At 47.2% G+C, this 24,440-nt stretch carries 18 protein-coding genes; 7 read left to right on the plus strand and 11 right to left on the minus strand.

From position 1 onward, the window contains the following. Positions 1 to 37 precede the first annotated feature (37 nt). The 6 genes from ABWH99_RS06510 (at position 38) to ABWH99_RS06535 (ending at position 5,569) form a co-directional block, all read left to right on the plus strand. Entirely contained in the window at positions 38 to 1,138 is a 1,101-nt protein-coding gene (locus ABWH99_RS06510; RefSeq protein WP_375585481.1) for a glycosyltransferase, read from the plus strand. A 24-nt stretch (positions 1,139 to 1,162) separates the two neighbouring features. Continuing rightward, entirely contained in the window at positions 1,163 to 1,639 is a 477-nt protein-coding gene (pssD, locus tag ABWH99_RS06515; RefSeq protein WP_375585482.1) for a PssD/Cps14F family polysaccharide biosynthesis glycosyltransferase, read from the plus strand. A gap of 33 nt (positions 1,640 to 1,672) precedes the next feature. Next, positions 1,673 to 2,152 carry a PssE/Cps14G family polysaccharide biosynthesis glycosyltransferase gene (pssE, locus tag ABWH99_RS06520; RefSeq protein ID WP_375585483.1) on the plus strand — a complete coding sequence of 160 codons (480 nt, stop codon included), beginning with the start codon at positions 1,673 to 1,675 and terminating at the stop codon, positions 2,150 to 2,152. A gap of 147 nt (positions 2,153 to 2,299) precedes the next feature. Then, the gene (locus ABWH99_RS06525; protein WP_375585484.1) at positions 2,300 to 3,286 is read left to right on the plus strand and encodes a hypothetical protein; all 987 of its coding nucleotides are present in this window, start codon (positions 2,300 to 2,302) and stop codon (positions 3,284 to 3,286) included. Between the two features lie 79 nt (positions 3,287 to 3,365). Further along, positions 3,366 to 4,370: a hypothetical protein gene (locus ABWH99_RS06530; protein WP_375585485.1), complete on the plus strand. Its 1,005-nt coding sequence runs from the start codon at positions 3,366 to 3,368 to the stop codon at positions 4,368 to 4,370. 29 nt (positions 4,371 to 4,399) lie between these two features. Further along, complete coding sequence (locus ABWH99_RS06535) at positions 4,400 to 5,569, plus strand: glycosyltransferase (protein ID WP_375585486.1); 1,170 nt, start codon at positions 4,400 to 4,402, stop codon at positions 5,567 to 5,569. A 148-nt stretch (positions 5,570 to 5,717) separates the two neighbouring features. On the opposite strand, the gene ABWH99_RS06540 is transcribed toward ABWH99_RS06535, so the two are convergent. From ABWH99_RS06540 to ABWH99_RS06555, 4 genes are all read right to left on the minus strand, one after another. Beyond that, positions 5,718 to 6,518 carry a sulfotransferase domain-containing protein gene (locus tag ABWH99_RS06540; protein ID WP_375585487.1) on the minus strand — a complete coding sequence of 267 codons (801 nt, stop codon included), beginning with the start codon at positions 6,516 to 6,518 and terminating at the stop codon, positions 5,718 to 5,720. A gap of 1,709 nt (positions 6,519 to 8,227) precedes the next feature. Beyond that, entirely contained in the window at positions 8,228 to 12,376 is a 4,149-nt protein-coding gene (locus ABWH99_RS06545) for a malectin domain-containing carbohydrate-binding protein (RefSeq protein WP_375585488.1), read from the minus strand. Beyond that, on the minus strand, positions 12,376 to 13,215 hold the full coding sequence (locus ABWH99_RS06550) for a hypothetical protein (RefSeq protein ID WP_375585489.1): 840 nt from the start codon (positions 13,213 to 13,215) through the stop codon (positions 12,376 to 12,378). The genes ABWH99_RS06545 and ABWH99_RS06550 overlap by 1 nt, the downstream gene beginning before the upstream one ends. 557 nt (positions 13,216 to 13,772) lie before the next feature. Further along, a complete protein-coding gene (locus ABWH99_RS06555; RefSeq protein ID WP_375585490.1) occupies positions 13,773 to 16,247 on the minus strand; it encodes a right-handed parallel beta-helix repeat-containing protein in 2,475 nt (824 codons plus the stop codon). Positions 16,248 to 16,424: 177 nt separating this feature from the next. Between ABWH99_RS06555 and ABWH99_RS06560 the strand changes: the two genes are divergently transcribed. Next, a complete protein-coding gene (locus ABWH99_RS06560; RefSeq protein ID WP_375585491.1) occupies positions 16,425 to 17,486 on the plus strand; it encodes a family 43 glycosylhydrolase in 1,062 nt (353 codons plus the stop codon). 6 nt (positions 17,487 to 17,492) lie between these two features. Here ABWH99_RS06560 and ABWH99_RS06565 read toward each other — a convergent pair whose 3' ends face one another. The 7 genes from ABWH99_RS06565 to ABWH99_RS06595 form a co-directional block, all read right to left on the minus strand. Then, positions 17,493 to 18,587 (minus strand): mechanosensitive ion channel family protein, encoded by a 1,095-nt coding sequence (locus ABWH99_RS06565; RefSeq protein WP_375585492.1) that lies wholly within the window; start codon positions 18,585 to 18,587, stop codon positions 17,493 to 17,495. A 262-nt stretch (positions 18,588 to 18,849) separates the two neighbouring features. Next, a complete protein-coding gene (locus ABWH99_RS06570) occupies positions 18,850 to 19,782 on the minus strand; it encodes a JmjC domain-containing protein (RefSeq protein ID WP_375585493.1) in 933 nt (310 codons plus the stop codon). Positions 19,783 to 19,981: 199 nt separating this feature from the next. Next, positions 19,982 to 20,959 carry a glycoside hydrolase family 25 protein gene (locus ABWH99_RS06575; RefSeq protein ID WP_375585494.1) on the minus strand — a complete coding sequence of 326 codons (978 nt, stop codon included), beginning with the start codon at positions 20,957 to 20,959 and terminating at the stop codon, positions 19,982 to 19,984. A 53-nt stretch (positions 20,960 to 21,012) separates the two neighbouring features. Further along, positions 21,013 to 21,561: a DUF2589 domain-containing protein gene (locus tag ABWH99_RS06580; protein ID WP_375585495.1), complete on the minus strand. Its 549-nt coding sequence runs from the start codon at positions 21,559 to 21,561 to the stop codon at positions 21,013 to 21,015. Positions 21,562 to 21,565: 4 nt separating this feature from the next. After that, on the minus strand, positions 21,566 to 21,850 hold the full coding sequence (locus tag ABWH99_RS06585) for a hypothetical protein (RefSeq protein ID WP_092177914.1): 285 nt from the start codon (positions 21,848 to 21,850) through the stop codon (positions 21,566 to 21,568). A gap of 19 nt (positions 21,851 to 21,869) precedes the next feature. After that, the gene (locus ABWH99_RS06590; protein ID WP_375585496.1) at positions 21,870 to 22,610 is read right to left on the minus strand and encodes a DUF2589 domain-containing protein; all 741 of its coding nucleotides are present in this window, start codon (positions 22,608 to 22,610) and stop codon (positions 21,870 to 21,872) included. Positions 22,611 to 22,765: 155 nt separating this feature from the next. Beyond that, positions 22,766 to 24,181, minus strand: a complete 1,416-nt coding sequence (locus tag ABWH99_RS06595) for a helix-turn-helix transcriptional regulator (protein WP_375585497.1) — start codon at positions 24,179 to 24,181, stop codon at positions 22,766 to 22,768. Positions 24,182 to 24,440: the final 259 nt, after the last annotated feature.

Consider the following 24,440-nt stretch of genomic DNA (forward strand, 5'->3'; position numbering starts at 1 on the left):
ATTATTAGTATGTAGCCATTTATTTCTAGTAGTTGCAATGAGGATTTTATTGATCAATAGCTACTCCATGGAGACAGCGTACCAGCTCTGGAGCGAAGGAAAAAGCGGTAGTCATCACGTTTGGGGTAAGATTGAGTTGGAAAAAATCAGTGATTACAAAATGATTGTTTTTCCGCACGAGAAATACAAATGGCTTAACCGGATTGGAGGGTGGATAGGAATCACGCATCTTGACCAGCAAATTCGGATCTTGTTTTCCCCGGGAAGTTACGATATCTTGTACGCCCCGTACAATACCAAAAACACGAAACTGTTACTATTACTTAAATTAATTAAAATCTACCGGAAGCCGATCGTCGTTACCATTCATCAGCCGTTTATTGGAACAAATTCAAGTTCAAATCTGGTCAGGAAGCTTACCAAAAAACTCCTTACAACCTATGATGCAAGCATTTATTTGAGCGAAGGCCTTTTGGCCCAGGCGATTGAAAGGTTGAACATCGATAACGATACGGTGGCTAAAAAGCTCTATACGGCTCAGTGGGGCCCCGATCTCAATTTTTATGACCGGTCGAAATTCAAGGCCATTGAGGACGACGAACCATACCTGATTAGTGCGGGGCATACCTCCAGGGATTACGAGACGTTGATTGAAGCATTTAGAAGTTTGGATTACAAACTAAAGATCTTCTGTACGGCAAAATCGATGCCGAAGGTTGCCAATCTTCCGCCGAACGTTTCCGTTCACTCGGAATTTATCCCCTATATGAAATTGATGGAGTATTACTTGAATGCCGAAGCAATCCTGATTCCGCTGAAATACGATCGCCGTAAGGAGGGATGTCAGGGGATGACCAGCATTCAGGATGTAATTGCTCTCGGAAAACCGACGATTATCACCAAAAATATCACCCTAAACCTTGATGCTGAGAAAGAAGGGTTCGGTATCTTTGTAGAGATGGGCGACGTCACAGGATGGGTGAATGCAGTCGAAATGTTAATGAACGATCGAGAAAAAATGCGACAAATGGGTGAAAGTGCCCTCTCCGTGTATCGAAACACGTTCAACGCGGAGATTTTTGCCAAACAAATAAAAAATGTATTCTCTGATGTTTGGATGAAAAGGGAAAATGCCTAATTGCTTTAAACGATTATGAGGAAGATGAAGAAAAAAAAGATAATTTTGATTTGTTCGGACGGCGGGCATCTGGCGCAAATACTGGAGTTAAAGGATTGGTTTACCCAATACGACTACCTGCTCGTTACGGAAATGGCTCCTTCTACTGTCTCTTATCAAAACCAATACAACATCAAGTATTTGAGAGGGAGATCGAACGGAAAAAGCAGGAGTGTGGGGTTCTTTGTAAATGTCCTTGTTAATTTTTTTCTAACGATAAAAATTTTGCTTACGCACTTTCCAAAAGCGATCATCACCACCGGAAGCCATACGGCAGTTCCTATGTGCATTTTGGGCAAGCTATTGGGTAGGAAAATAATCTGGATATTGTCTTTTGCCAGAATCAATTCCAGAGCATTTTCTGCGGATCTTATCTATCCGATCGCTGACAAGTTTATCTTGCAATGGCCGGGCCCTCAACAGTATTACAAAAAAGGAATATATTTAGGAGGAATATATTGATCAAAATTAGCTTACTCACCTAACCAAACGCGTATGATTTTAGTGTTACTGGGAACATTTCCCATTCAGTTTACACGTCCGCTTGTAGCGATAGACAGGCTTTGCAAGGAAGGATCGTTAAAGGAGGAAATAATCGTTCAGTCCGGACACACGGAGTTTGTTTCCGATTATTTGACGTTTCAGCCGTTCATGTCGGCGGATGATTTGATCGAATTGTACAAGAAAGCACGTATCATCGTAACCCACGCCGGTTCCGGGTCGATTTTAAAAGCGGTAAAACTAGGAAAAAAAGTGATTGCCATACCGAGATTAGCGAAGTACGGCGAGCACGTGGACGATCATCAGTTAGAAATCCTTAACGAATTCGAAAAACTGGGGTATTTGATCGCCTGGCGGGAAGAGGATGATTTGATCGATTTATTGGAAAGGGCGGAAAGCTTTGAACCCGCCCCCTACGTTTCAAAGAAAGAACGAATTATCGACTTTCTGGAAGACTATATCAGTCGGTTGTAGGTGGGAGTGGGATTGCGTGGACGGAGGCCTCGTATGTATGCGCAGACGCAGTGGTTGCGTCTTGTCCCGTTTTTTTTTGGCGAGCGTTGCACCATACCCTCTGTAGTGTTTTTATGTTAGATGAGTTTAATGATAAATAGGGTAAATGTGAGTAGTAATAAGCTAGTTGGTGAAGATTTGTTGAAACTCCCCAATGTACATTACGAGAAAAACTCAGACTACAGGTTTGAAGAGTTGAACGAAGGGTTGTTTATAGCCGGGGTTTTTGACGAGTTGCAGCGGATAATGAAAGCAAATTTTTCTGATTTTGAGTTTTTTATTTTCACCAATCACAAGAAGGACGCACTACCGGAGAGTATTCACGTAAAAAGCAACAAGAGAAAAGTTTTATTTTATTTTTCAGACGAGTCGGGAAAAGACCCAAGGCCGTACGCGAAGCATTATTTTGCTATTTTCAAGGCATACATCGGAGATCGGTTCAATTCCGGTAATATTTTTCCGATACAAATTGGCTATGTAAAGGACGTGCCGGCCTTTCTACCGGTGAAGCCAATCATGGAACGAACCTACAACGTGTTTTTTCGAGGCAACTTGAATAAAAACAGGATCGACTTTTTCAGAAACCTGGCCGGGTTCAAATGGCTTTTACCTCCGCAGCGAATTTTTAATGGTGAACTGTACCGAAAGGTACTGTTAAAAACCCAAGACGATTTTAGCGGGAAATTTCCGGATTCCATACTTATGTTTAACAGTTCGTTCAAATCTGGCTTTTCCACCGAAAAATACGGTGAGATTCTCTCTGAGAGTAAAATTGTATTGTGTCCAAAAGGATACGATATGACAGAATGCTTTCGACATTTTGAGGGAATGCGTGCCGGATGCGTAATCGTTTCCGAACGCTTGCCGAATACCGCGTTTTATCGGGGATCTCCAATAATCGAAATTGACGATTGGAAACAGGGAATGGCAACGGTCAAAGAGCTTCTGAACGATCCAGAGCGGTTGAAAGCGTTACAAGCGCAAATGATCGAATGGTGGGAAACACGATGTTCGGAGCAAGCGACGGCAAAGTATGTACACGAGCGAATTAACAGTCTTTTAGATAATACGCATGGAAAATCGGCGAAAGATTAACGTTCTTCTCATCAACTCTTATTCATTTGATACGATTTATAACAATTGGGCGAAAGGGGAAAACCCCAGTCATTTCCTCATGGGAAAAATTGAATTGGAGGAGTCTGGAGAATTTGTGGTGGATATTCTGGAATACGAGAAACATGCCTGGTTGAACCGTCTGGGTGCTTTTCTGCGGATTCCATTTTTGGACCAGCAGGTAAGGGCAGTCTTAAAGGTAAGCCGGTATGACGCCTTGTACTTACCTTACCCTTTGGCCAATAGTCGCTTGCTATCCTTATTGAAGTGGATGCGACTTTTGAGTGTCCCTATCGTTGTACTTGGGCATCAAGGTTTCCAGTATTACGGTGAAAAAGACACGTTGTTTAATCGAATTTTAAAAAAAGGATACCAACAGTTTGACCACTTTGCGTTCTTTAGTAAAAAATTACTCGAAAAGACCAAAAATGATTTGGGTTTTTCGCAGGAGTACGTTGACAAACATTTTCACTACGTCCATTGGGGACCCGATAGGAAGTTTTATCAAAATCATGTAGCTACCAAAAAGCCCCAAGATTTCGAACCATTTGCCGTATGCGCCGGTACGGTAGATAGGGATTACGATATGTTGATTGCGGCGTTTGAGAAGGTCGGGCATCCGTTGAAGATTTTTTGTACCGAACAGGGGGTTTCCTCTTCAAAAGTTCTTCCCCCAAATGTATCTGTAGATAATTCTTGGGTACCCTACCCGGTTTTGATGGAGGCCTATCAGGCCTCTGGTTTCGTGATTATTCCGATTCGGGATGCGATCAAAAACCGTGGAAATACCTTCGGGCTCACCGTACTAAACGATTGCATCGCGATGGGAAAGCCCGTTTTGATGACGTACCATCCCTACGTTGACATTGATATAGAAAAAGAGAATATTGGACTCTGGGTGAAGGATAATACAGTGACGGGATGGGAGCAAGCGTTAAACAGGATGTTTTCACTTTCCGATAGTTTTCCCCAAATGGAGGAGAATGCGAGGAAATTGTACCGGACCAGGTATCATTCAGGGATTTTCGGCCAGGAAATGGCTGAAATATTTAAAAAGGCGATTTGATTGCGTTTTTCGGATTAAATAGATTTCCTATGTCAATATTTCACCTCTCTTTTGATTACCCGGGCTTTTTACATAAGGATAAGACAAAAGCGGTCAAGAACCTCGTGGATGCCCAAGAAGAATTCGAGAACGTCGTGTTTTCAATGAAACGTGCGGCGAGTCCTTTCGCGGACTACAAGGCAGTCCGGACGGATTATGGATTTGCGATGAGGGTTTTTGGACTTCCTTTTGGTATTGGTCTTACGACCTGCATGCGCTTGGCAAGCAGGCGTGTTCTAAAGGCAATAGGGACCGGTGCGAAGGAATTTGATCTGATTCATGCACATAAATTGACTTTTGAGGGCATCATTGCCTTTGTCCTGGCAGAGAGATTAGGTATTCCATTTATCGTAACCATCCGGGGCGATTCCGATCTGAAAGTAATTAAGATGAAACGATGGTCGCGACCTCTATATGCGAAAATCTTGCGCAGGGCGTCTAAGGTATTGTTTCTTGCCCCCTGGACAAGGGATCAATTGGAAAACTATTTTCCCGATATACCCTTTCAGGAAAAATCCGTATTGATTCCGAATATTATCGAGCCGGGTAAACAAGCTGCAGCTTCTGCTACTAATAAAACCAACAAATTCGTTTCGGTATTTAAACTGGATTCGTACAAAAGGAAAAACATTAAACGGGTGATTGAGGCCATGGATGCGCTTCACAGCACGATACCCTCGGTAGGTTTGGACATTATAGGTCCCGGCACTGAAAAATCGAAAAAAGCGATTCAAAAGTACATCGATGCGTGCAACCATCCCTCTCTATTTAATTTACTTGGACCCGTACCGAATGAAGAGTTGGTGAATGTGTACCCCAATTATCTGGGTTTGGTCCTACCCAGTAGCCCGGAAACGTTTGGATTGGTTTTTATCGAAGCCCTTGGTTCCGGTCTACCCATCATCTACGCTAAGAATGCAGGCGTGGATGGGTTTTTTGAAGAAGATGGAAAGGTGGGAATAAAAGTCGATAGCCGTTCGGTGGATGAAATAGCCGACGCATTGAGAGAAATCTACATCAACAACGAGGCGTACGCCAGTTCTGTACAGGATTATAAGAACAAGGGCAGGGTAGGTATTTTTTCAAGACGGCATGTGGCAGAGGAGTACACCGCTGTACTCAGGCCCTTGGTAACCCGAATGCAGGGTTCCCTCGAGTAGCCTGCCTTTCAGGATCACGTATCTGCTGCTCGGTTCCGGTGCCCTCGTCGAGCCCGGTGCTTTAGCGAATCCAAGTGCACCAAAGGTAAACCGGTATCTACCAAAAAATTGCAAAGCATTTGCACCACAGGTCGTAGGGTACCTTGCTTTATTCTTTTTCGGTAGGGTAGCCAAACTGAATCAGTTCGGTATTCAACATTTCTTCGAACATCTTTTTTTGTTGTAGGGGAAGTCCCTCTCGCCACTGCTCTTTCCGTCCCGTTCGCAAAAAGTTCGCCTTCTTTTGTTGGCCTTTTTTTAGAAATTCCTTCTTTTTATTTTTAAACGATTGTTTTTCAATGGCTGCATTTATTTGCGCATCGGTCCGCTGTATACCTAAAAAATCAATGATTCTTTCGCATTCCTCTTTGGTATTGCTTAGCAGGTCTTCGTATTTCACGAAAAACGTATTCTTCTCGAGATAGGGTTTATAGTGGGCCGCCCAGGATACCCGAACCCACCAATGAACTTCCCTGGAACCATAAATTATCGCTTCGGCCATACGCTTTATTCGGTACTTTGATCGGGAAATTATCAGCTTGTTAATTCCTTTATAAATTCTGTACATTTTCGGATAGTCACTAAAAAGTCTCCCCAAGAATGGCCACCGTTCGATTACGAAATAAGCCGAGCCAGAGAGACAAATATCTCTTGGGTCTCTGAGAACATAGATGATTTTTTTACTTTTTATGTCGATCTCATCCAGCTCATATACCTGGTGGTGAGATTTATAGCACCGGAAATTAGACTCTCGCTCCAACCCTTCCCGGGCGATCTCGTGATGGTCAGAATTCAAAAAACCGACTACAGGGCATCCGACCAATTCGGCTACTAGCCGGGTAATCCATGTATTTCCACTTTTGGGGTATCCGACGATGATGATATCGGTCGTTTCGGTTCCGTTTTCCATAGGTAATTTTACTATAATACGTTGAACTTTCGTGATACAAATACGGCAATCAAACGATCGCTTAAAGGCATTACCTGCTTTCAGAAGAGGGCATGGCTACCCATTATTTCTCCGGTATTGTTCCGTTCACAGAAAATTGATTCCGCTTTCGCGATTGGCATTTATTATCGCTTGAAACGGTTCCTGGCGGATCTGAGGTTCGTTTTCCCCAGCTCCTCCTCTTGCAATTATCGGTATCGCCTGGCGATTCTTCTTTCCTCATTTTTATGGCGTCAGGTTCGGCAAGTAGGGCTTGATACCGGTCCTTCGCATAATTTTTTCCCGCATAGGCATGCCGGTGTCACCGTTCTCAGACAAGTACAATCTTGGCTTGAGTCGGTGTCCATGGAATCCCTCACTGTTCAAGGGTACCATCCCCCGCAAACCGTTTTCTACGGTCGACCAATGTTTTTTCTGATCCGTTTTCTTGTAAACCTGGCGTTATTGGTAGTTTTGTTCGTGAAATCCCGTGCCTGTTGCCTTCAGCCTTCCGGAGAAGTCTTGGATACTTTCCAGTACTCTCTTTCGGAAATTGCAAGGGAAACTTACAGCTGAACGATCGCCTGGTTTTACATCCGCAGGATACTTTCATTGAAAGATAGCAGACTAAGAAAATCTCCCACCGTTCGTGGATTTGCCCTCAGGAATAAGGTCTTGTGATTTTGGGCGAACCAAGTAGGGTACATGCCGTGAATTTCCGAATAGGCATTTTAATTTTTGTTTGCCCAATCACAGACAAGTAAACTGAGGATACTGAACTTTTCTTTACACTCGAATAGTAAAGACTTAGTTTCACATTTAAGGGTCCAATATATGCCTAAATGCGTGATTAAAAAACCATCACTCGAAATAAATTACTGTTTATCAAAAATTAACGACATAATTTATTACCTAATTCTGTAGATATTCGCTGTAGGTACATTGGATACGTTACCAAAAACAATAGACGGGTGATTGGGACCAATGATCTGCCTGAGGTCAGCCTACCCTCGGTCGCTCAAAGCGGTCGGTTACGGAAATAGTAAATTGGCGGTCTGGTATTCGACGATTCGCAGTACGATGGATTTCGGTTTAACTTCCTCAAGCCAGACTTGATCTAGCGCAGGTGGACGCGTTCCCTACCTACCTGGGTTTGGTTCTGCCTGGTGGCCTGGGGACCGTTTTTATGCGCTTTTTAGCAGTCCCTACTTCTGGTTTTCCCCTCTTTTGTAGTGCAGATGAAGGTATGTACAGATTTTTTGAAGTAGCTGGAAAGGCAGGGAAAAATGCCGACAGTCGCTCCGTGAAGGATTCATCCAAGGCAATGAAAGAAATCCGAAAAAATACAAGGAGGAATACCTTAGGTTTTTAAAAGATTATAGGGACAAAAGGAGAGGAGTATTTTTTTGGAAGGCGCGTTTTACAGAAGTATTCCGCTAAATGCAGGCTCTCGGCGAGCCTGATGTTGCGTTGATGCTATCTGCGTACCCTGGCCGATGGGCTGTCAATTGGGCTGAAAAGGGATTTCATGCAGTTTGGTTTAGCCTAACCCAGGCGATACAAGGCGGTGACGGTACTCGCCAAAAAAAATGGAACGCATGGATATCCCGGGCTATAGCGGAACGGTTGATTTCTCCTATCGGGCAGTAAAAAAAATCCCCCTGGATTCACATTCCAGGGGGATTTTCTGTTTATGGATTGACAATCAATCGTTGCTTACTTACGATGTTCTGGTCATCGCTCACGCTAATCAGGTACATGCCCTGGGCGAGGTTGTCAAGTGGAAGGGTGAACTGATTTCCAGAAGTTCGGATCCAATCCAACTCGTATTGGCTGACCAGTTGACCGTTCATGTTGTGAATGAGCACTCTTCCCTGGCCAATCTCCTGCTCGAGCACCATCGTAGCTTTGTCTCTGGCTGGATTCGGGAAGATCGATACGTTATTTTGCTCGCTATTCGGAGCGTAAACGTCCATCTCCTTGTAGCCTCTGCCAAACATTTCCTTGTAGCCTCTGCTAAACATTTCCCGGTATCCACGGAGGTTTCCGCCCTCGGATGCATTCTTCGCATTGACGCCAATTATCGCTATGCCGGATATCGTTGCCCGGTTTCGTGTGGCGTTCATTTCCAGATTGAGGATTCCATCGGTAACGGTGATGTTTTCGAAAGACAGCAGCGTGGGTGCATTGTTGTTTTCTACAAAGATATCGAAGTCCTTTTTCACTACCTTTCCTTCCAATGCCAGGTCAAAGACTCTATTTCCAGCAGTGGCAGCCGGGCCTGCATGTCCAAACCAAAGCTCGTTGTGAAGGGTAAGAACGGTGTACGTACCGTTTGGTACAGGGATGGCGTAGGCCAGCTTTGCCCCGTTACGTTCGGTTTGGAACAGCGGTTGCTGCGAAGCCCTTCTGTTTTCAAAACGGTAGGAGGCCGAGTTGTAGAATACTTCATTATTTTCTTCGGCGATATACACATCTCCATTGAGCTGTTCGTCCGACCTGCCACCGGTATTCATGAAGAATACATGTTGCGATCCTGTTTCGGCCGGAGCGGTTAGTTCCCTGAATATAGCCAGTCCGGAAATCGTTGCTCGGTTTGCACTTGCCACCATGCTCAGGTTCAGGACACCATCTTTTACCTCAATGTTTTGAAAGGTAAGGATAGCAGGCCGATTGCTGTTTTCGACAAAGATGTCAAAATCATCTTTTACCAGGTTATTCTCCAGGAAAAAATCAAAGACTCTGTTTCCGGCCTGCGCAGCTGGACCATCTTTGCCATACCAAAGCTCGTTGTGGTAGGTTTTGATGGTATAGCTTCCGTTTGGAAGGGGAATGCTATAGTTCAGGGTCTGCGCGTTTCGTTCCGTCTGGAACAATGGCTCGTTGCTGGCTGAGGTCTGGGTATAGGTGGCCGAAGAACTGAAGTACCCCAGGTTGTAATCCGGTTGGAAGTCTTCTCCTTCGTAGCGTACCGTTCTGTTGAATCCGGTTTTCAATCGCATTACAGGCTCCAATTCTCCACTTGTTTTTTCGGCGATGGGTGTATTCGCGGTGTTTTCTGTGGACGAACTTGTTTCACTTACAATGGACAGCCCACTAATGGTGCCTCTGTTGGAGGACGCTACCAATCCCAAATCCAGCTTTCCGTCAGTTACCTGTACCGATTCGAATGTCAGCACGAGAGGTTGGTTATTGTTCGCCACATACAGGTCCAGATCATCCTGTACGGTCCTACCTTCGAGTTGGATATCAAAGATTCGCCTTCCTGCCCGTGCCGAAACACCGGCGTGCCCAAAGTACAACTCGTTATGATAGGTTTTGATCGTATACGTTCCATTTGGAACCGGTACCGCTATGGTGAAATTCGCTCCGTTGCGTTCCGTCTGGAACAAGGCGTCCGAAAATGCGGTGTTGGAGTAGGTATACGTTCTGCCGGTGATGCCACTAGTTACCGCCTGTTCGCCTTCAAATTGGGCGCCGTCGTACACCGTTGGTTTTTGTGTTCCCAGGTTTACAAACAAGCTGTACGCAGGTGATACGTCGTCCGTAGCTTCGGTAGTACTTGTCTCGTCAACTGGAGTCTCTTCGGCGGTATCCGTTTGGTCAACCGGAGTAACTTCCGTAGGGGGCTCTTCGGCACGAACGGAGATTTGAACCTCTTCGGAAAGGCCTATGCCCCTATCGCTGTCTTTTGCTTGGAGTGCCAGGATATAGGTGCCCTCCTGGGTGGAACTCCAGGTAAATTCAAATGGGGAAGTCGTTGTGCTGGCGACGGAGTTTCCATTGACCAACAGATTTACTTCGGCTACCTCTCCATCCAGGTCAATCGCAGAACCTGCCACGATCAGGTTTTCTCCGGCAACGATTTCCGTTGCTTCGAGTGGCTGAGTAAGGGTGATGATGGGGAGGATATTTTGCTTCTTTACCTGAATCGCTACACTGTCAGAGAAAACGGTTCTGCCAAACACATCCAATGCTTCGGCGTACACGTAGTGCGACCCGTAGGGTACGTTTTCCCAGGTACAATCAAGCGGGCTTTCGGTTTCTGTGGCGATCAGTTTTTCACAGTAGTAGTAATTCACTTTTTCTACTTCCGGCTCTCTTCCTTCGTCGACTTGTAAGGTAATGGGAAGATCGTCGCCTTCGATCATACCCGATCCGTATTCGGGGATAATGACCCTTGCTTGCTGTATGGGAGCGGGTTGATTGATTTTTTCGGACGAGGTTTTAATTAAAATCACAGACCGGAAAGGGGCGATTTTGATGCTGCCAGAATGGGGGTTATTATCCATATCGACAAATTCCCCGGAGAGGCTCACTGTTTTTTCCGAATTTGTCTCGTTATAAGCGAAAAATATTTTTTCGTCCGGGTCGGCGAGTTGCAAGTCGGCTTCGAAGACACTCAGATTGTCGAGCTGAAAATCAGCAGCACTTACGTTGTCAAATTTAAACATCATTACCGTCTCTCCAGAACTTACAGCGGGGCTGAGTAAGATTTCGTATTCGTTTCTCTCTGTAGAAAATTCCACCGTGTTCACTGCGCTGATCGTTCTCCAGGGAGAAAACCGCTCTCTAAAATAAAGCTTGCCCGCAAAAGATTTGTTGGCGACACCGCTAAACCGGACCAGGTAATTTTCTCCTTCGGCCACTTTTCCCACGTTTACGTTGAATTCAAACGAGCCGGATCCGGTCACGCGGAGCGCTCCGCCGTCCAATTTTGAATTACTGATCCAGGATGTTTTGGCATTTTTAACGGTCACGTAATTTGCATGAGTATCAAATCCCTCGTTGTCGTATTTGTTGCTCCCCTTCGTGCCGTTTACCTCGAAAGCTGGAATTGCTACCGGATGAATTTTGGATTCCTGATCGGTGCCGTAAAGCGACTTCCAGCCATCCAGATCCAGGACCTTGGTTAGTTCGCTACTGGTACCCATGTTGGATTTATTAATAATCCGGAAGTTGTCGGTCATTGGGCTCGCATATACGTTACGCTTAAACGTGGCCATTTGCCCGATATCGTTTTTGATCGAACTCGCGTTTAGATTATTCTGTGCACCGTTTTGGGTAAAAAATACGTTGTTTTCGATGGTATTATTACGGATGTCTGCTCCCATATGGTCGTTTCTAAAAAACAACTGATACGTGCTGTTGTACACCGTATTGTGGTGAATGTGGTTTTCGCGGGCATTGTGTAGGTAGATGCCCTTGCTGGACATATTGGCAATGGTGTTGTACGCTACTTCTACTCCGGTCGTGTTGTCGTCCAGATAGATACCTTCGGATTGCGGTTTTGCCAGTGCGGAACGAATATTCGTTCCTTCAACCACACCCTGACCGTTGAGAATGATGTTTCCAATAACTTTTCTATTGTAAAACCGTTCGTTGCTTCCGCCGGTGTAGGTGTAGATGCCACCTCCGTCATTTTTAGTTTTGTTGAAATGGTTGATGAAATTATTTCTCACCACTGTATTGTTTCCGCCAAAGCGGATGCCCACATAGCCGGAGTTGATGATGCGGTTGCCTTCAATCAGGTTGTTGTCATTGGGAGAGAAAATACCAAACCCATTTCCGTCACCAGATTTGCCCATCCCGGGGAACAGCTGAATATTTTCGATTTGATTGTTCCGGATAATTGCATCGTCGCAGGAGTTCAGTTCGATCGCAGAGTTGTGCACGTCGACTACCTCGTTGCCTTCCAATAAGAGGCGATAGCTTCCGTGTGCATAAATACCGTTCACCCCGACCATCTCGATTTTAGAATTTTTGATGGCTACATTATTGCCTGTCTTGAGCTCAACGGCATGCGCATTGGCTCCCCGGAAATGGATGTTTTCAATCACTACGTGATTACCCGCCTTACCTGGGTTAGCAGGTTGTCCAAAACAGCAATCTGTACAGAGTGTGAAGAGGGACGATCGCTTCCAAAGAAAACCTTAAGTTTGGCCGCGTTTACATCGTAGTACCATTCCCCCAGCTGGTCCAGGGTGCGGACGTGATTCTGAATAAAATAGCCAAATTCTGCTTTGGGCTGATAAGGTGTCCCAGGATTGGTCGCATAGTTTATGGTGTTTCCCGAATGGGATGTTATTTTATGCCGATCCAGGATCCAATAGATTTTCCGAATGACTACTTCCGCGCCGGTCCAGTTCGGCCAGGAGCTCAGCTCGTTGTCGGTGATGGAATTCCACGAAGTTTTTTCATAGGTAAGGTAGCCCTTGTTGGCTGTATCGGAATTTGGGTAGCGGCCCATTTCCCGGTCGCGATCGTTAAACGCAACCAGGGTTGTGGGTTTGTTTTTCAACATTGGGTGTCCTGCTTCGTAAATTCCATTCCCGATGGATTTCCAATCGCTGAGGGTCACGAAACTCGTGATGATGGGGTCGGCTCCGCTTCCATACGCACCTATGGTGATTGGCCTGCCTGAAGCCCCGGAACTGGTCATCACGACCGTCCCGAAGAATGTCTCCCCTCTTCTGAGAAGCACCTTATCCCCCGGTTGCAACGAAGGAAAGATCGCATTCAACTTTTCAATGGATTTCCAGGGAGTGTCAGGATTTTGGGCCTGAGCGAAACTTCTGGAATCGTCTCCTCTTTCGTTAGAAAAGTGATAATCGGCAGCTGAAGATGCTGAGATCACCAGCAAAGAAAAAATGGCGATTAGTACTACACGTGTTTTCATGATTTCAGAAATTATATTTTTGACCATTATTCTGTTGTATTTCTTCTTGATATTTTTTGAGGGAATATTCATTTTATCCTATCTTTTCTGGCGTATAAATTCTCAAAACAGTATTTTAATTGTTGGAATTAAATTTTTTGAATTTCATACATAACAAAATGATATTCTAAAAACATCTTTGATTTGAATAATTAATGATATAAAATACTTAAAACCAAATTTTGTTTTTTTAGTGCTGTTACAGCGAAGAGGAGAAGAATTGAATAATTCGTGTATGTGATTTCAATTCTGTATTTGGGAATAATTTTATTGCCGATAGTGCTGAAAAAGTCGATGTAAAAAAAAATCAAAAAAAAATCTTTTTTCTTTGGAAGCTCAGCGTCCACTCATGCCTGGGCGCTGATGAATGGTGATCTTCCCGGAGAGAGGAGTTTCCGGAAGTCGCCAGAACCAGCAATTTTTTTCAGAATCGTTGGCGAGGAGCGGTCGGTGATACCCCGACCTTCAGCCAGATTTTGATAGAAAGGAAGATAGGGAGGGTTGTGTAGCGGAAAGAACTACTCGATTTCCTTAATTAAAAAGATGCTTCGGTAGGGAGCCAGGGTGATTTCTTCGTTGTAGGTCTTTCCGAAGGAATCCGAATAGGTACCGTTCAAACTTCGTTTTTTGGGTGTTTCAGAGGTGTTGGTTTCCATTAAAAAGAAATCGCTGTCGGATCTGGAGTTCGTATTGGCTTGGGGACTAAGCGTCAAGTGCGTAAGAATCGTTTGCTCTTTTCCCTGAAATAGCCTTAGTATAAGTGCCGTCCCTCCTTTATCGACCGCGGGGCCGAAATTTACGTTGAATTCCCTTTGCTCCTTACCTATCATTACCAGCCGGCTGGCACTCAGCTTTTGGTACGGGGCACCGTTTTGGCGTAGGTAAAGCTCCATGACTACCTCCTTAGCAGAAATGCCTGAAAACGACACCTCATGGCCGACCCCCGTACGATCAGCCGAAAGGGGAATTTTGACTTCGGAGACTTCCTCCGTTCCAGCGATTCGGATTTGCCGGTCCGATTCCCAGGTTACCTGACAGCCCCCGGTACAGGAGGCATCTCCCTTTGAAATATGAATCAGGGTGGAAGAAAAGGCCGTGCCCCTTTCGGTAGCATCTGTTTTCTGAGGTAAATGACTGGTAATTTGCGTACCCCCTTCCCATTCCGCTATCTTTTTCCACTCATCCACCGAATAAAACCGTTCTGTTTTTTGTTGTGTATTTTGAGTAAAAAACGAAATTCCGGTGCCTGAGAGATCCACGTAGCGATTTTCGTCGGAAATCCCTATGGCCTCAAAATCAAACGACGGCGATCGAATTCCCATGCCTACCTGAGGGGCTTCTTTTTTTATGAGGATGTTTTCGGAGAATTTCAGGTTTTTTAATGGCTGGCCCAGTTCGTCGTCGGCAAGAAAAAGTAAGGAGCCGGCATCGAACACCAGGTTGTTTCGCACCGTTATGTGTTGGGTGTTGTGCAGGTAAATACCTTTATTGGAGATCCCGTACACGGAATTGTCGGTAACCAGCACTTGTTCCGCATTGTCGTCCAGGTAAATTCCCTCAGCAGGAGCGGGTAGGTCGGTTCCCTGCAAGGGCGTTCCTTCCCTGGCACCAACGCCATTGCAGATGATATTTCCTGTTACCACCCGGTTGGTATAGCCTGGATTCGATTTGCCCGTGTAGGAATAAATTCCCCCTCCGTCCCCCTTGGTTAGGCAAAAACCATCTACCAGGTTGTTTTTCACCAGGGTGTGGCTGCCTCGAAAGCCGATCCCCACATAGCCGGAGTTTACAATGCTGTTTCGGGCAATGGTATCCGCATCCGAAATACTGAATAGGGCGAAACCATTGTTATCTCCGTTTTGCCCCATTCCAGGAAATAAAAATGTGTTCGCTATCCGGTTGTCCCGAATGGTTGCCTGGAAATTACCTGAACGCAGGTAGATACCGGAATTATAGGCATTTCGTATTTCGGATTGCTCCAGGACCAGGTGGTCCATGTTTTGGGCGAGGACTGCATTTTCTCCCGAATGCTCGATTTTCCCGCTGGAAAACCGGAAGTGGCTTCCACCCCGTATCAGAAGGGCCGTGCCATTGGCCCCTCGAAAATGCAGGCCGTAAAGGACCACATGTCGGGTATTGGGTAGGGTGGTCACGAGGTTTTCGAGCGTTCCGACCTCGATTTTTACTACCTCGGGATTCGCATCTTTCAGGTATAGGTAGAGGCGATGGCTCGTTTGGTCCTGATACCATTCCCCATGTTGGTCGAGGGTGTTCCGGTGATTTTGAATAAAAAATCCATAGCCCTTCTTTGTTTCGTAATCCGAACCCGGTAAAAAAGTAAGGGTGTTGCCTTCCTGGGATATGATTTTTTGCCGATCAATGATCCAGTGATTTTTTCGCATTACAAGTTCTGCTCCTACCCAATTCCAAGGCCCTTGAAACACTTTGTGACGCACTTGATTTTTTGCCGGAAGTGCTTCCGGGATCAGGTAGCCCTTGTTGGGTTCGTCCGAATTGGGATATCGCCCGATGGGCTGAGGCGCACCGTCCAGGGTCAATACCTGAATCGGACCGATGCCTGCGGGTAATTCCACCGAATATATACCCGATCCCTGGGATTCCCAGTCGGTCAGCGCCGAAAGTCCGGTAATCACGGGTAATGCTCCCTCCCCGTACGGAGCAAACACAATGGGTTTTTCCGGGCTGCCGGATTTTTTGAGCTGCAGCGTTCCATAGAAGACATCGCCTCTTTTTAGCAAAACGGAATCTCCCGGAGCGAGCTCGGGAATAAATTGGTTCAAACGCTGCAGGCTTTGCCAGGGGGTTTGCCGATTTTGCACCTCACTGGGACTGTGTCTATCGTCTCCCCTGGTGGACGAGAGGTAATAGGTTGCAGCGGATCCCGGCAGGGCTGCTAAAATCCACCCAAGCACCGATAAAATCCGGGCAGCGGTTGTGATTTTCTGAACAAATCCATCTAGCTTTATATCCATAACGGGCTTCAGGTTGGCGTTTCTTGTGGAAAGCCTTGGTTTTTTTCGCGGAGGCACTAGTCGGTGCCGCCGGAAAAGGAAACAATAATACAGGACCAAGGCTGCCACCTGTCAAAAGATACGTTTTGTGGAAGTTGGCCAATCGTTCTACAAAAACCTATGATACAAAAAATCACAATGCCTTGGCAAAAAAGCGATGTTTTTTTTCGTTCGATGCAGGTGGGGCTTACCCTTCTCTCGCTGCTACTGATTTCTTCTGCCCACGGACAGGAACAGACCTTCACGAATCCCATTCGGGAAGGAGCCGATCCCTGGGTATACCAAAAGGATGACCGCTATTATTATTCAATGAGTACGGGAAGCGGGATCGCCGTTTCGGTTTCTTCGAAACTTACCGATCAGGGAACACCCGTAGAGGTTTGGAAAGCTCCGGAAAACGGTTGGAACCGTGCCAATATCTGGGCGCCGGAGATTCATTTTTTTGACGGGCATTGGTACATCTATTATGCCGCGGGAAAGGAGCCGGGTACTCCCTTTATTCATCAACGGTCCGGGGTTCTAAAGTCGGTGGGTCCGGATCCCCTGGGGCCCTATGAGGACCGGGGCATGCTGTATACCGGTGATCGGTATCCCGACCTGCAATCGATCAAATGGGCCATTGATCTTAGCCCGGTAACCATTCGGGGGCAGCTGTATGCAATCTGGTCTGGCTGGGAAGAAAATCGACCTACCGACAAAACGCCACAACACCTGTACATCGCTAAAATGTGTACGCCCGAAACCATTTGCGGAAATCGGGTAAAACTTTCCTCTCCTGACCAAGCCTGGGAAAGAGGTGGGCCGCTGGATTTAAACGAAGGCCCTCAGCCACTTACGCGAGGCGGAGAGACTTTCATCATTTATTCCACGCGGGAATCCTGGTTAACCGAATACCGTCTCGGACAGTTGAAATTAAAAAGTCCGGGCCTGGACCCGCTGCTCCCAAGCAATTGGGTGAAAAGCGGGCCGGTGTTTGTTGGGACCGATCAGGTGCTGGGGGTGGGGCATTGCAGCTTTGCTACCTCACCGGACGGGAGCGAACATTGGCTGCTGTACCATTCCAAAAAATCCGCAAAACCGGGTTGGGACCGGGATATACGTTTGCAGCCCTTTTCCTGGGACACATTCGGGAATCCCGTCTTTGGGATGCCGGTACCCGCTGGCATACCGCTTCCACTGCCTTCAGGAGAAACCGAGTAATCCCATTTATTTCTGCCCGTCCACCTGGGCCACTTGTAGGTGTTGGTCGGTTTCGTTTCTCAGGTAGAGCGTGCGGGTTGGGAAGGCGATGGAAATTCCTGCGGCCGTAAACCGGTCAAAAATCTCAAAATTGATTTGTTGCTGGATGTCCATGTAAGTATTGTAGTCGGCCACTTCTATGAAATACACCACTTCAAAATCGAGACTGGAGTCGCCAAACGCTTTAAAATGGGCCCGATCAAAGGTCACGGGCGATTGGTGCTCCACAATTTCCCGGAGCATCCCCGGTATTTTCTTGAGCGTATCCGAGGGGGTTTCGTAGGTGACTCCTACGGAAAACAGAATCCGGCGGCGCTGCATTTTTTTATAGTTGTGGATACGGGAACTGGTCAGGTCGCTGTTTGCGACCACCAACTCTTCTCCGGACAAGGTTTTTATTCGGGTGGTTTTGATGCCAATCCGTTCGACGATCCCGTTCTTATCGTCTACCACCACAAAATCACCGATTTCAATGGGCCGGTCAAAAAAGATCACAAAATAGTTAAAGAGGTCACCCAGGATATTCTGCGCTGCCAGGGCCACGGCGATACCTCCGATTCCCAAGCCGGTGATGATGGCGGTAACATTGTATCCCAGGTTATCGAAAAGAAACAGAATGCCCAGGGCCCAGATAAGTACGTTGACGAGTAGGATGATTCCGCCAATTTGCTTTACCTTTTCTTCTCCGTTTTCCTGTTTCCGGACGTAGGAGCGCAGGAACATGATCAGTACGTTTGCGATGACTTTAATGCTGTAGTAGGTCAGCACTACTTTATGGGCCACCGATATGCTGCTTGCCAGCATGTCCGAAAGCGTTAGCGTCTGTATTCCCCAGAAAAAGATGGAAAGATACACTGCAGGTAAAACGAAACGCTCGATTATTTCAAACAGGTAATCATCCAGATTCGTATCGGTCTTTTCGGTCAGCTTTTTGATTCGCTGAAGCAACGAGCGCTTAAAAAGTTTGACGATCCCTATTCCCAGCAGGATGAATCCCAATGCAAGAAGGTAGTCCTGTACGGTATTGTTCCAGAATTCCTGTGTCAAGTATTCCTGTATCATGGTGAGCCGTTTTTTTGGTTACACAAAAGGTACCGCCCGATAGAAGCCGCGAGGGTTTCTTTTGGGCGCTATACAGATTCAGTCAAATTTAGAAAATTTATAGGCGTATTTGTCCGATTCAGGCTTTTTTTCGCCCCGATTTCTAGGGCTTATCCAGTCAATTCTCACCTAAAGAAACCTTTGGGCCGTTTGGCTTCCCGGCAGGAAAAGCAGGCGGCAGCCAGGGGGCGCCTCGGTCCGGATCGCATCAGGCAATGCCCCCTCAGAGAATAACCTGAAAAGCAGATGCCTGCCGATTAAAGGGTAGAGCTTCTCCTCCCTTAAGTCCCAGGTTTTCGTTGATTTGTCGTAAAAAATGATCCACGCCGTATTGTGAACCTGGAATAAAGCCAGGCACCGTGATGACCTGGGCCAATACTCCTCCAAATCCCCGGTGCATCACGCCCCGTGGCAAGTAAATGAGATCTCCTACCTCCAGGGAATGTTCTTGTATGAGGCCTTCCAGTTGTTGTTTTGTGACCGCTTCCGGCATGGCAAGTTGTTCTACTTTTTCACTGGTGAAGAGTTTTGCGCCAGGCAAAACCATCTGTACCAGGTAAAACTCATCAAACCCCTGTTCTTTTGGATGATAATGACTGAAAGAGTCCATGATGCGGACCCGGTGCGCATTGATGGAATGGTACAGATAGTTTCCCACATCCTGATGCCAGGTCAGCAGGATGCGTCGGTAGGCGTTGGTCTCGGTGGCACAGCCTCCCGGGCTGTCCGTAATATTGGGGTCCCAATCCGGGCGTACAAAAGACGGAATTGCATCGGAGTGTTTTTCGGGTACCGTGAATACAAGCAAACCGAGAAGACTATCTGCCTCCATCGTTTCGCCAGCGTCCAGCAAAACGATGTCGCCGACAGCTACTTTTGAGCTTTTACTGGCCCCCTGAGGATCCGTGATCTGTGCCGTACCGCCTCCTTGCTGTATAAAAAGTACCCGTGTCATTTCTTTACCTGGCACTTCCCGGGTAGCTTTCAGGTAGCTTAGGTCGTAGCCGGGATTGTTTTTCGTAAAGGCTTCCTTCATTTCGGAAAGCCCCGGTGCCCCGGGTTCGTGGAGTTTGGCAAATGTCACTTGTGGTGCTTCCTGGGCCAGGGCTAGACTACACAACAGCACCAGGAAAAGCAGGGAAGGAATTCGAAGCATGCATGGTTTCGGGTAATTTTTAGTGGTTAAAGGAGTGTGCCGCACTGCGACCATTTACCAGGTAATGTACCATTTTTTCTGCTACCTTACAAAAAGATGCGGTATCGGATCTCAGCCGGAAGTGGTGTGTCGCAAACGCCCGGTACGGAGGTACTGCCGAAAGGGAATCGAAAAGCGTCCGCCAGGGGTAGGGAGGGGATCATTTCGGTATCACGATTCGGTCCTTTAAGGCCGCAGGTAGAAAACTCATATCGGTTTTTCCCGGTATACCCGTAATTTTCCCCGAATCGGTAAACTGCCACATGGATACCTCCGGTATTGACAGGCTGTCTGGAAAGAGTTGGAATTCGGCCGGAGGCTTGGATGAAAACCGGGCCATCCAATAAGGATACTGGTCGAAATGGCCCTTTAAATGGGTCTGGTAGAAGGCTTCGTAGGTGTAGATGATGGGCTTTACCCGGTAGTGTTTTTCGATGGCTTGCAGGTAGATCCTCAGGTTTTTTATCATTAGGTTGTCTGAAATCTCCGGTCGGGTACAATTGGTGCAGTCCAGCTCCACATCGACGATGGGTAAGACATCCTCCGGTAATAGATTTACCTGATTGATGTAATGCTGGGCCTGGTCGAGTGGAGGATCTTTGTATTGATAGAAATGGTAGGCCCCTTTTAGCAACCCCTGATTCCCCGCTGCCGTCCAGTTCCGGCTGAAAAAGGGATCGGATACCTTTGCTCCCTGGGTGGCTTTGATCAGGACAAAGCTGATCGGATGAGGAAGGGAGTCGTTTTTCACCGCGGGCCAGTTTACCACATTTTGCCAATGGGAAACGTCGATGCCATAGTACCCATGGGTCCGATGACCGGGACCCCATTCCTTGTTTTCCGCATTAAAGAACTGTAGCATGCTATCGTAGTGTTGTCCCCGGTCGTAAAGTTCTCCGGATTCGTTGGGAGCGGAGTGTCCGGCATAGAAAAGGGGGACTGCAGGGTCGGCATCGGCGGTGGTTGTTTCCGGGAGTACGTAATTTTTTACCTGATCTCCGTCCGGAAGGTAAATGTGGTGTTCGTGTACGGTTTTACCGAAATTGACCAAGCCCGTCAGGTTCAAAATCACGACGAGTAGCATGGCAAACATGAGAAAAAATCCCGCAAGCAATACAACTACTATTCGTCTATACATGGCACTTTTTTTCATGAATCCCTTATTGCTCTGGTTTCGTAGGGGTTCGTTGGCTACACGATGGATTTGATCAGGTGATCGTTGATTCGTAAAAAGGATTCGGCGGGCTCTCCCGCTTCAAATTCAATTTTAATGCGAGCCAAGGGCGTCTTTTTGCCAAAAAATCCACCTCCGGAAACACCCCCCAAATCGATCCCGAGAGAAGGGGTATCCGGGGCGGGTTGGTTTTTCTTAAATAGATTTCTGCCTTCTTTTCGCTCTTCCACCAGCTCACCCAGGGCGACTTTAAATTCCACCACCATGTTTTTTATTTTGATGGCCGTGGGGGGAATCAGGCTCATCAGCGGAACCTGGATGGTCGTCGTGCTCCCGGGGGCCGCATCGGGATGCAGGTTCGGTACCTCTACCGCCCAGGTTTTTGCGACGCCTCCGCTGCGATGAATATGGGGGGCTTGCGCTTCATTTTTTTCGTTTTCGTCTTCCGGCCATTCAAAATACCGGTGCAGTTGTTCCAGATGCTGCTGCTCGGTGAGCAACTGTGCTTCCAATACCGACTGATGGATGGCCTGCAGCAGGTTATCCAATTTGATCGTTTTTGCCATAGGGTTAGGTATTATCTTCCAGCCAAACTGGCTTTCTCAAAAAACCGACGTGATAGGTGGTGCGCTGAAGGGTGATTTGGTGATCGCCGATCTGAAAAACGCCTACCGAAATGTCCTTGCCGATTATCTTGCCTTTGGGATATTCGTTCAGGCATTTGTTCAGCAAGGCCATCTGTCGCTCCTGTTGCTCTTCGTTCAAAGGGCTGTTGGGGTTGATGTTACCTATGCTCACGCGTTTGACATAGGTAACATCGCCCAATTCCAACGTTTTGGTAGTGCTGTTGATCATTTGGGTTTTAACTTGACGATCAGCTCAGCGGTTCGTGAGATCCATCAGGATTCACCGGTTTTAGGTTCGCATCCTTGATCTTACCGGTTTTCGGATCCCGATCTTTTCCAGCGGCAAGAGGTGCCACCTTCACATCATTCGGTGAGGCCGCCGAAGCCATGATGTCCAGTACCCGCGCCAATCCTTCCGGTGTGCCGTGGTTGGAAGCGGTGACCTCCACGTGGTATTTGGCCGAATTGTCGGAAGTACGCGTATTTTCCTTGTGCGTGGCTACCGAGCCGTGGATTTTTACCGTCGCACTGACCGGCCCCCAGCCTATTTTCGCCGACAGATCGGCCGATGCGTTCATGTCCGTTGAACTGGTTTCCGAAGTGCTGCTTTTTACCTCCATGTCAAAGGTAATGTCTACGGTATCTACCTGTAGGTTTGGGATGGGCACAACGGCCAGCATGGGTACCCGGATTTTGACCTCCTCAATGGTTCGTTGTGGAACCGGCGTTGGGTTCTTATCCGTGACCTCTGGTACAAATATTCCCGGCCTCTCAAATTCAAAATCTAACATTCGGGCTGCACCTGTGGTGAATTCACCCGGCTTTTTGTCCACCGGCACCTGGGTGAAACCGACCGTATTGATAAAATCGGCCGTCGCCTGCGCCAATTTCACGTTTGCCGTAACTGCAGCGTTTAACGGCCCTCCAATCAAATCCTGCATGGGCAGGCCTTTGAACTGATCAGACATGTTTACTAATCCTTCTGCCATCGTACGTTTGTTTTAAGGTTAAAAGTTAGGTTGTCTACATATACCCGGTAAGTTGTCAATCATTTCTTATTTTTCGCACCGATTGAGGTGGACAAAAAGTAGACAATGCATCCCTCATGGAGGTTTATCCGCAGGAAAATGGCTTTTTATCCGGCTTACTTTACCATACCGGAAAGTTGCGTCAACACGGGCTGTCCAGCTCTGGCAGCCACCTTTTTTTTCAGGCGGTACCGGGCTTTTTTTGTGCTTTCGTAAGAAATCCCCAGGACAGTTGCCATTTCCTGTGTGGTGTATCCCAGTTTAAACAGGGCCGCAACCATACGTTCGTTTTCAGTCAGGTCCGGAATCTCTCCAGGCAAGCCGTCCCAATAGCCAGGAAAGGCTTTTTCGAATAGCAGGCGAAACGTACGCAGGTCCTCCGTTTTGGAGATCCGAAATCGAGACAAGGCTTCCAGTGCCTCCTGACGTGCGCTCGTCGCAGAAGATTGATTCAATTGTTGAAGCAGTTGCTTGTTTTTACTCACGGAACTTGCCAATCGATCCGAATAGGCGAGCAGTTGCTGGTTCAATCGCTCCTGCCGTTTTCTACTTTCCATTAATTGAAAACCGACTGCCCGAATTACATTTTCTTTGATCCGAAGCCGGTAATACAAGTAACCTAACAGCAGCAAGCTTACCAGTGCTAGCCCAGCTAGTAGTCGTTGCACCCAGGCAGGGGAGGAAGTCCCGGTTTGGGGCGGGATGAAATCTGCGTCCTGCGCAGGAATAATTCCCGACCGGGTGATGTTTTTCGCTTGGTTCGGGATCATCGGGCGATCGATAAGCTTTTCGTCTGGCTGCAGACGGTTGCGGTAGGATGTGGGATTGTCTGTGCGAAAGTACTGCTCAGAATAATCATTCACGGGATTGAACCGGCCGGGAAGGTCCCAGCCTTGTTTTGTATAGGAAATCGCCTTCTGGTAGCGCTGACTCGCTTCCTCCGAGCGGTTGCTTGACTGCGCCAGCTTTCCGTCCGGGCAGTGGGTGTATTCCAGACCTGGCAGTTTTCCAATTTCTTCCCTGAGGGCAAGGCTTCGCCGAAACAAGGTGTCGGCCAGGGCCGGCTTTCCCTGTTCAAAGGCTAAAATTGCCCGGTTTGTGGGTACGATTGCCGGTTCTGGTTTCCGGTTTTGCTTACGGACCAGGTCCAAAGCAGTCTGGTCGTAGAAGGAAGCTGGCTGCCTGAGAGCGGGGTCGTTTTTTTTGCTCAATTCTCCAAGTTCCGCTGCTTCGTTCAGACGCAGTACCTCCAAAAATAAGTCCCGGGCCAGCCTCAGCTTTCGCCGCTCGAACCAGCTGTATCCCACTACTTGTACGGCCTCGCTTTTCAGCGCGGGGCCGGACATTTCCCGGATTGGTTCGTCGGCTGCTCTTGCATACGCCCGGGATACATCGGACTGCACACACGCCAATTCCTTGGATTGATCCGGCAGTACGCGTAGGCTGTTCCTGCTCAGGCCCTTTCCCGGCAGGGGATTGCAGCCAAGAACAACTCCCAGAAGGAAAAAAACCAATGTATGGAATGGGTGCATTGTCACGGCTTAGGCATCTTTTTTTAATATATTCCCGGATATTCAGCGGTTTATTCGGTTATTAAATGTAACGGAAAAATTTTTTATATGCTACAATCTCATTTCAAAAAACAAATAACTGTTTAAACGACGAAATACCTTATTTGAAATACATAAAAATAGGATTGAAGCGTATATTGATTGCCTACGCCACAAAAAAGAAGAGCCGGCGAATCATTCGCCGGCTCTTTTTGTAGGTATTCCCGAAATCGGATGCTTA

It is taken from the genome of Cyclobacterium xiamenense, assembly GCF_042140265.1.
Classification (GTDB): Bacteria; Bacteroidota; Bacteroidia; order Cytophagales; family Cyclobacteriaceae; genus Cyclobacterium; species Cyclobacterium xiamenense_A.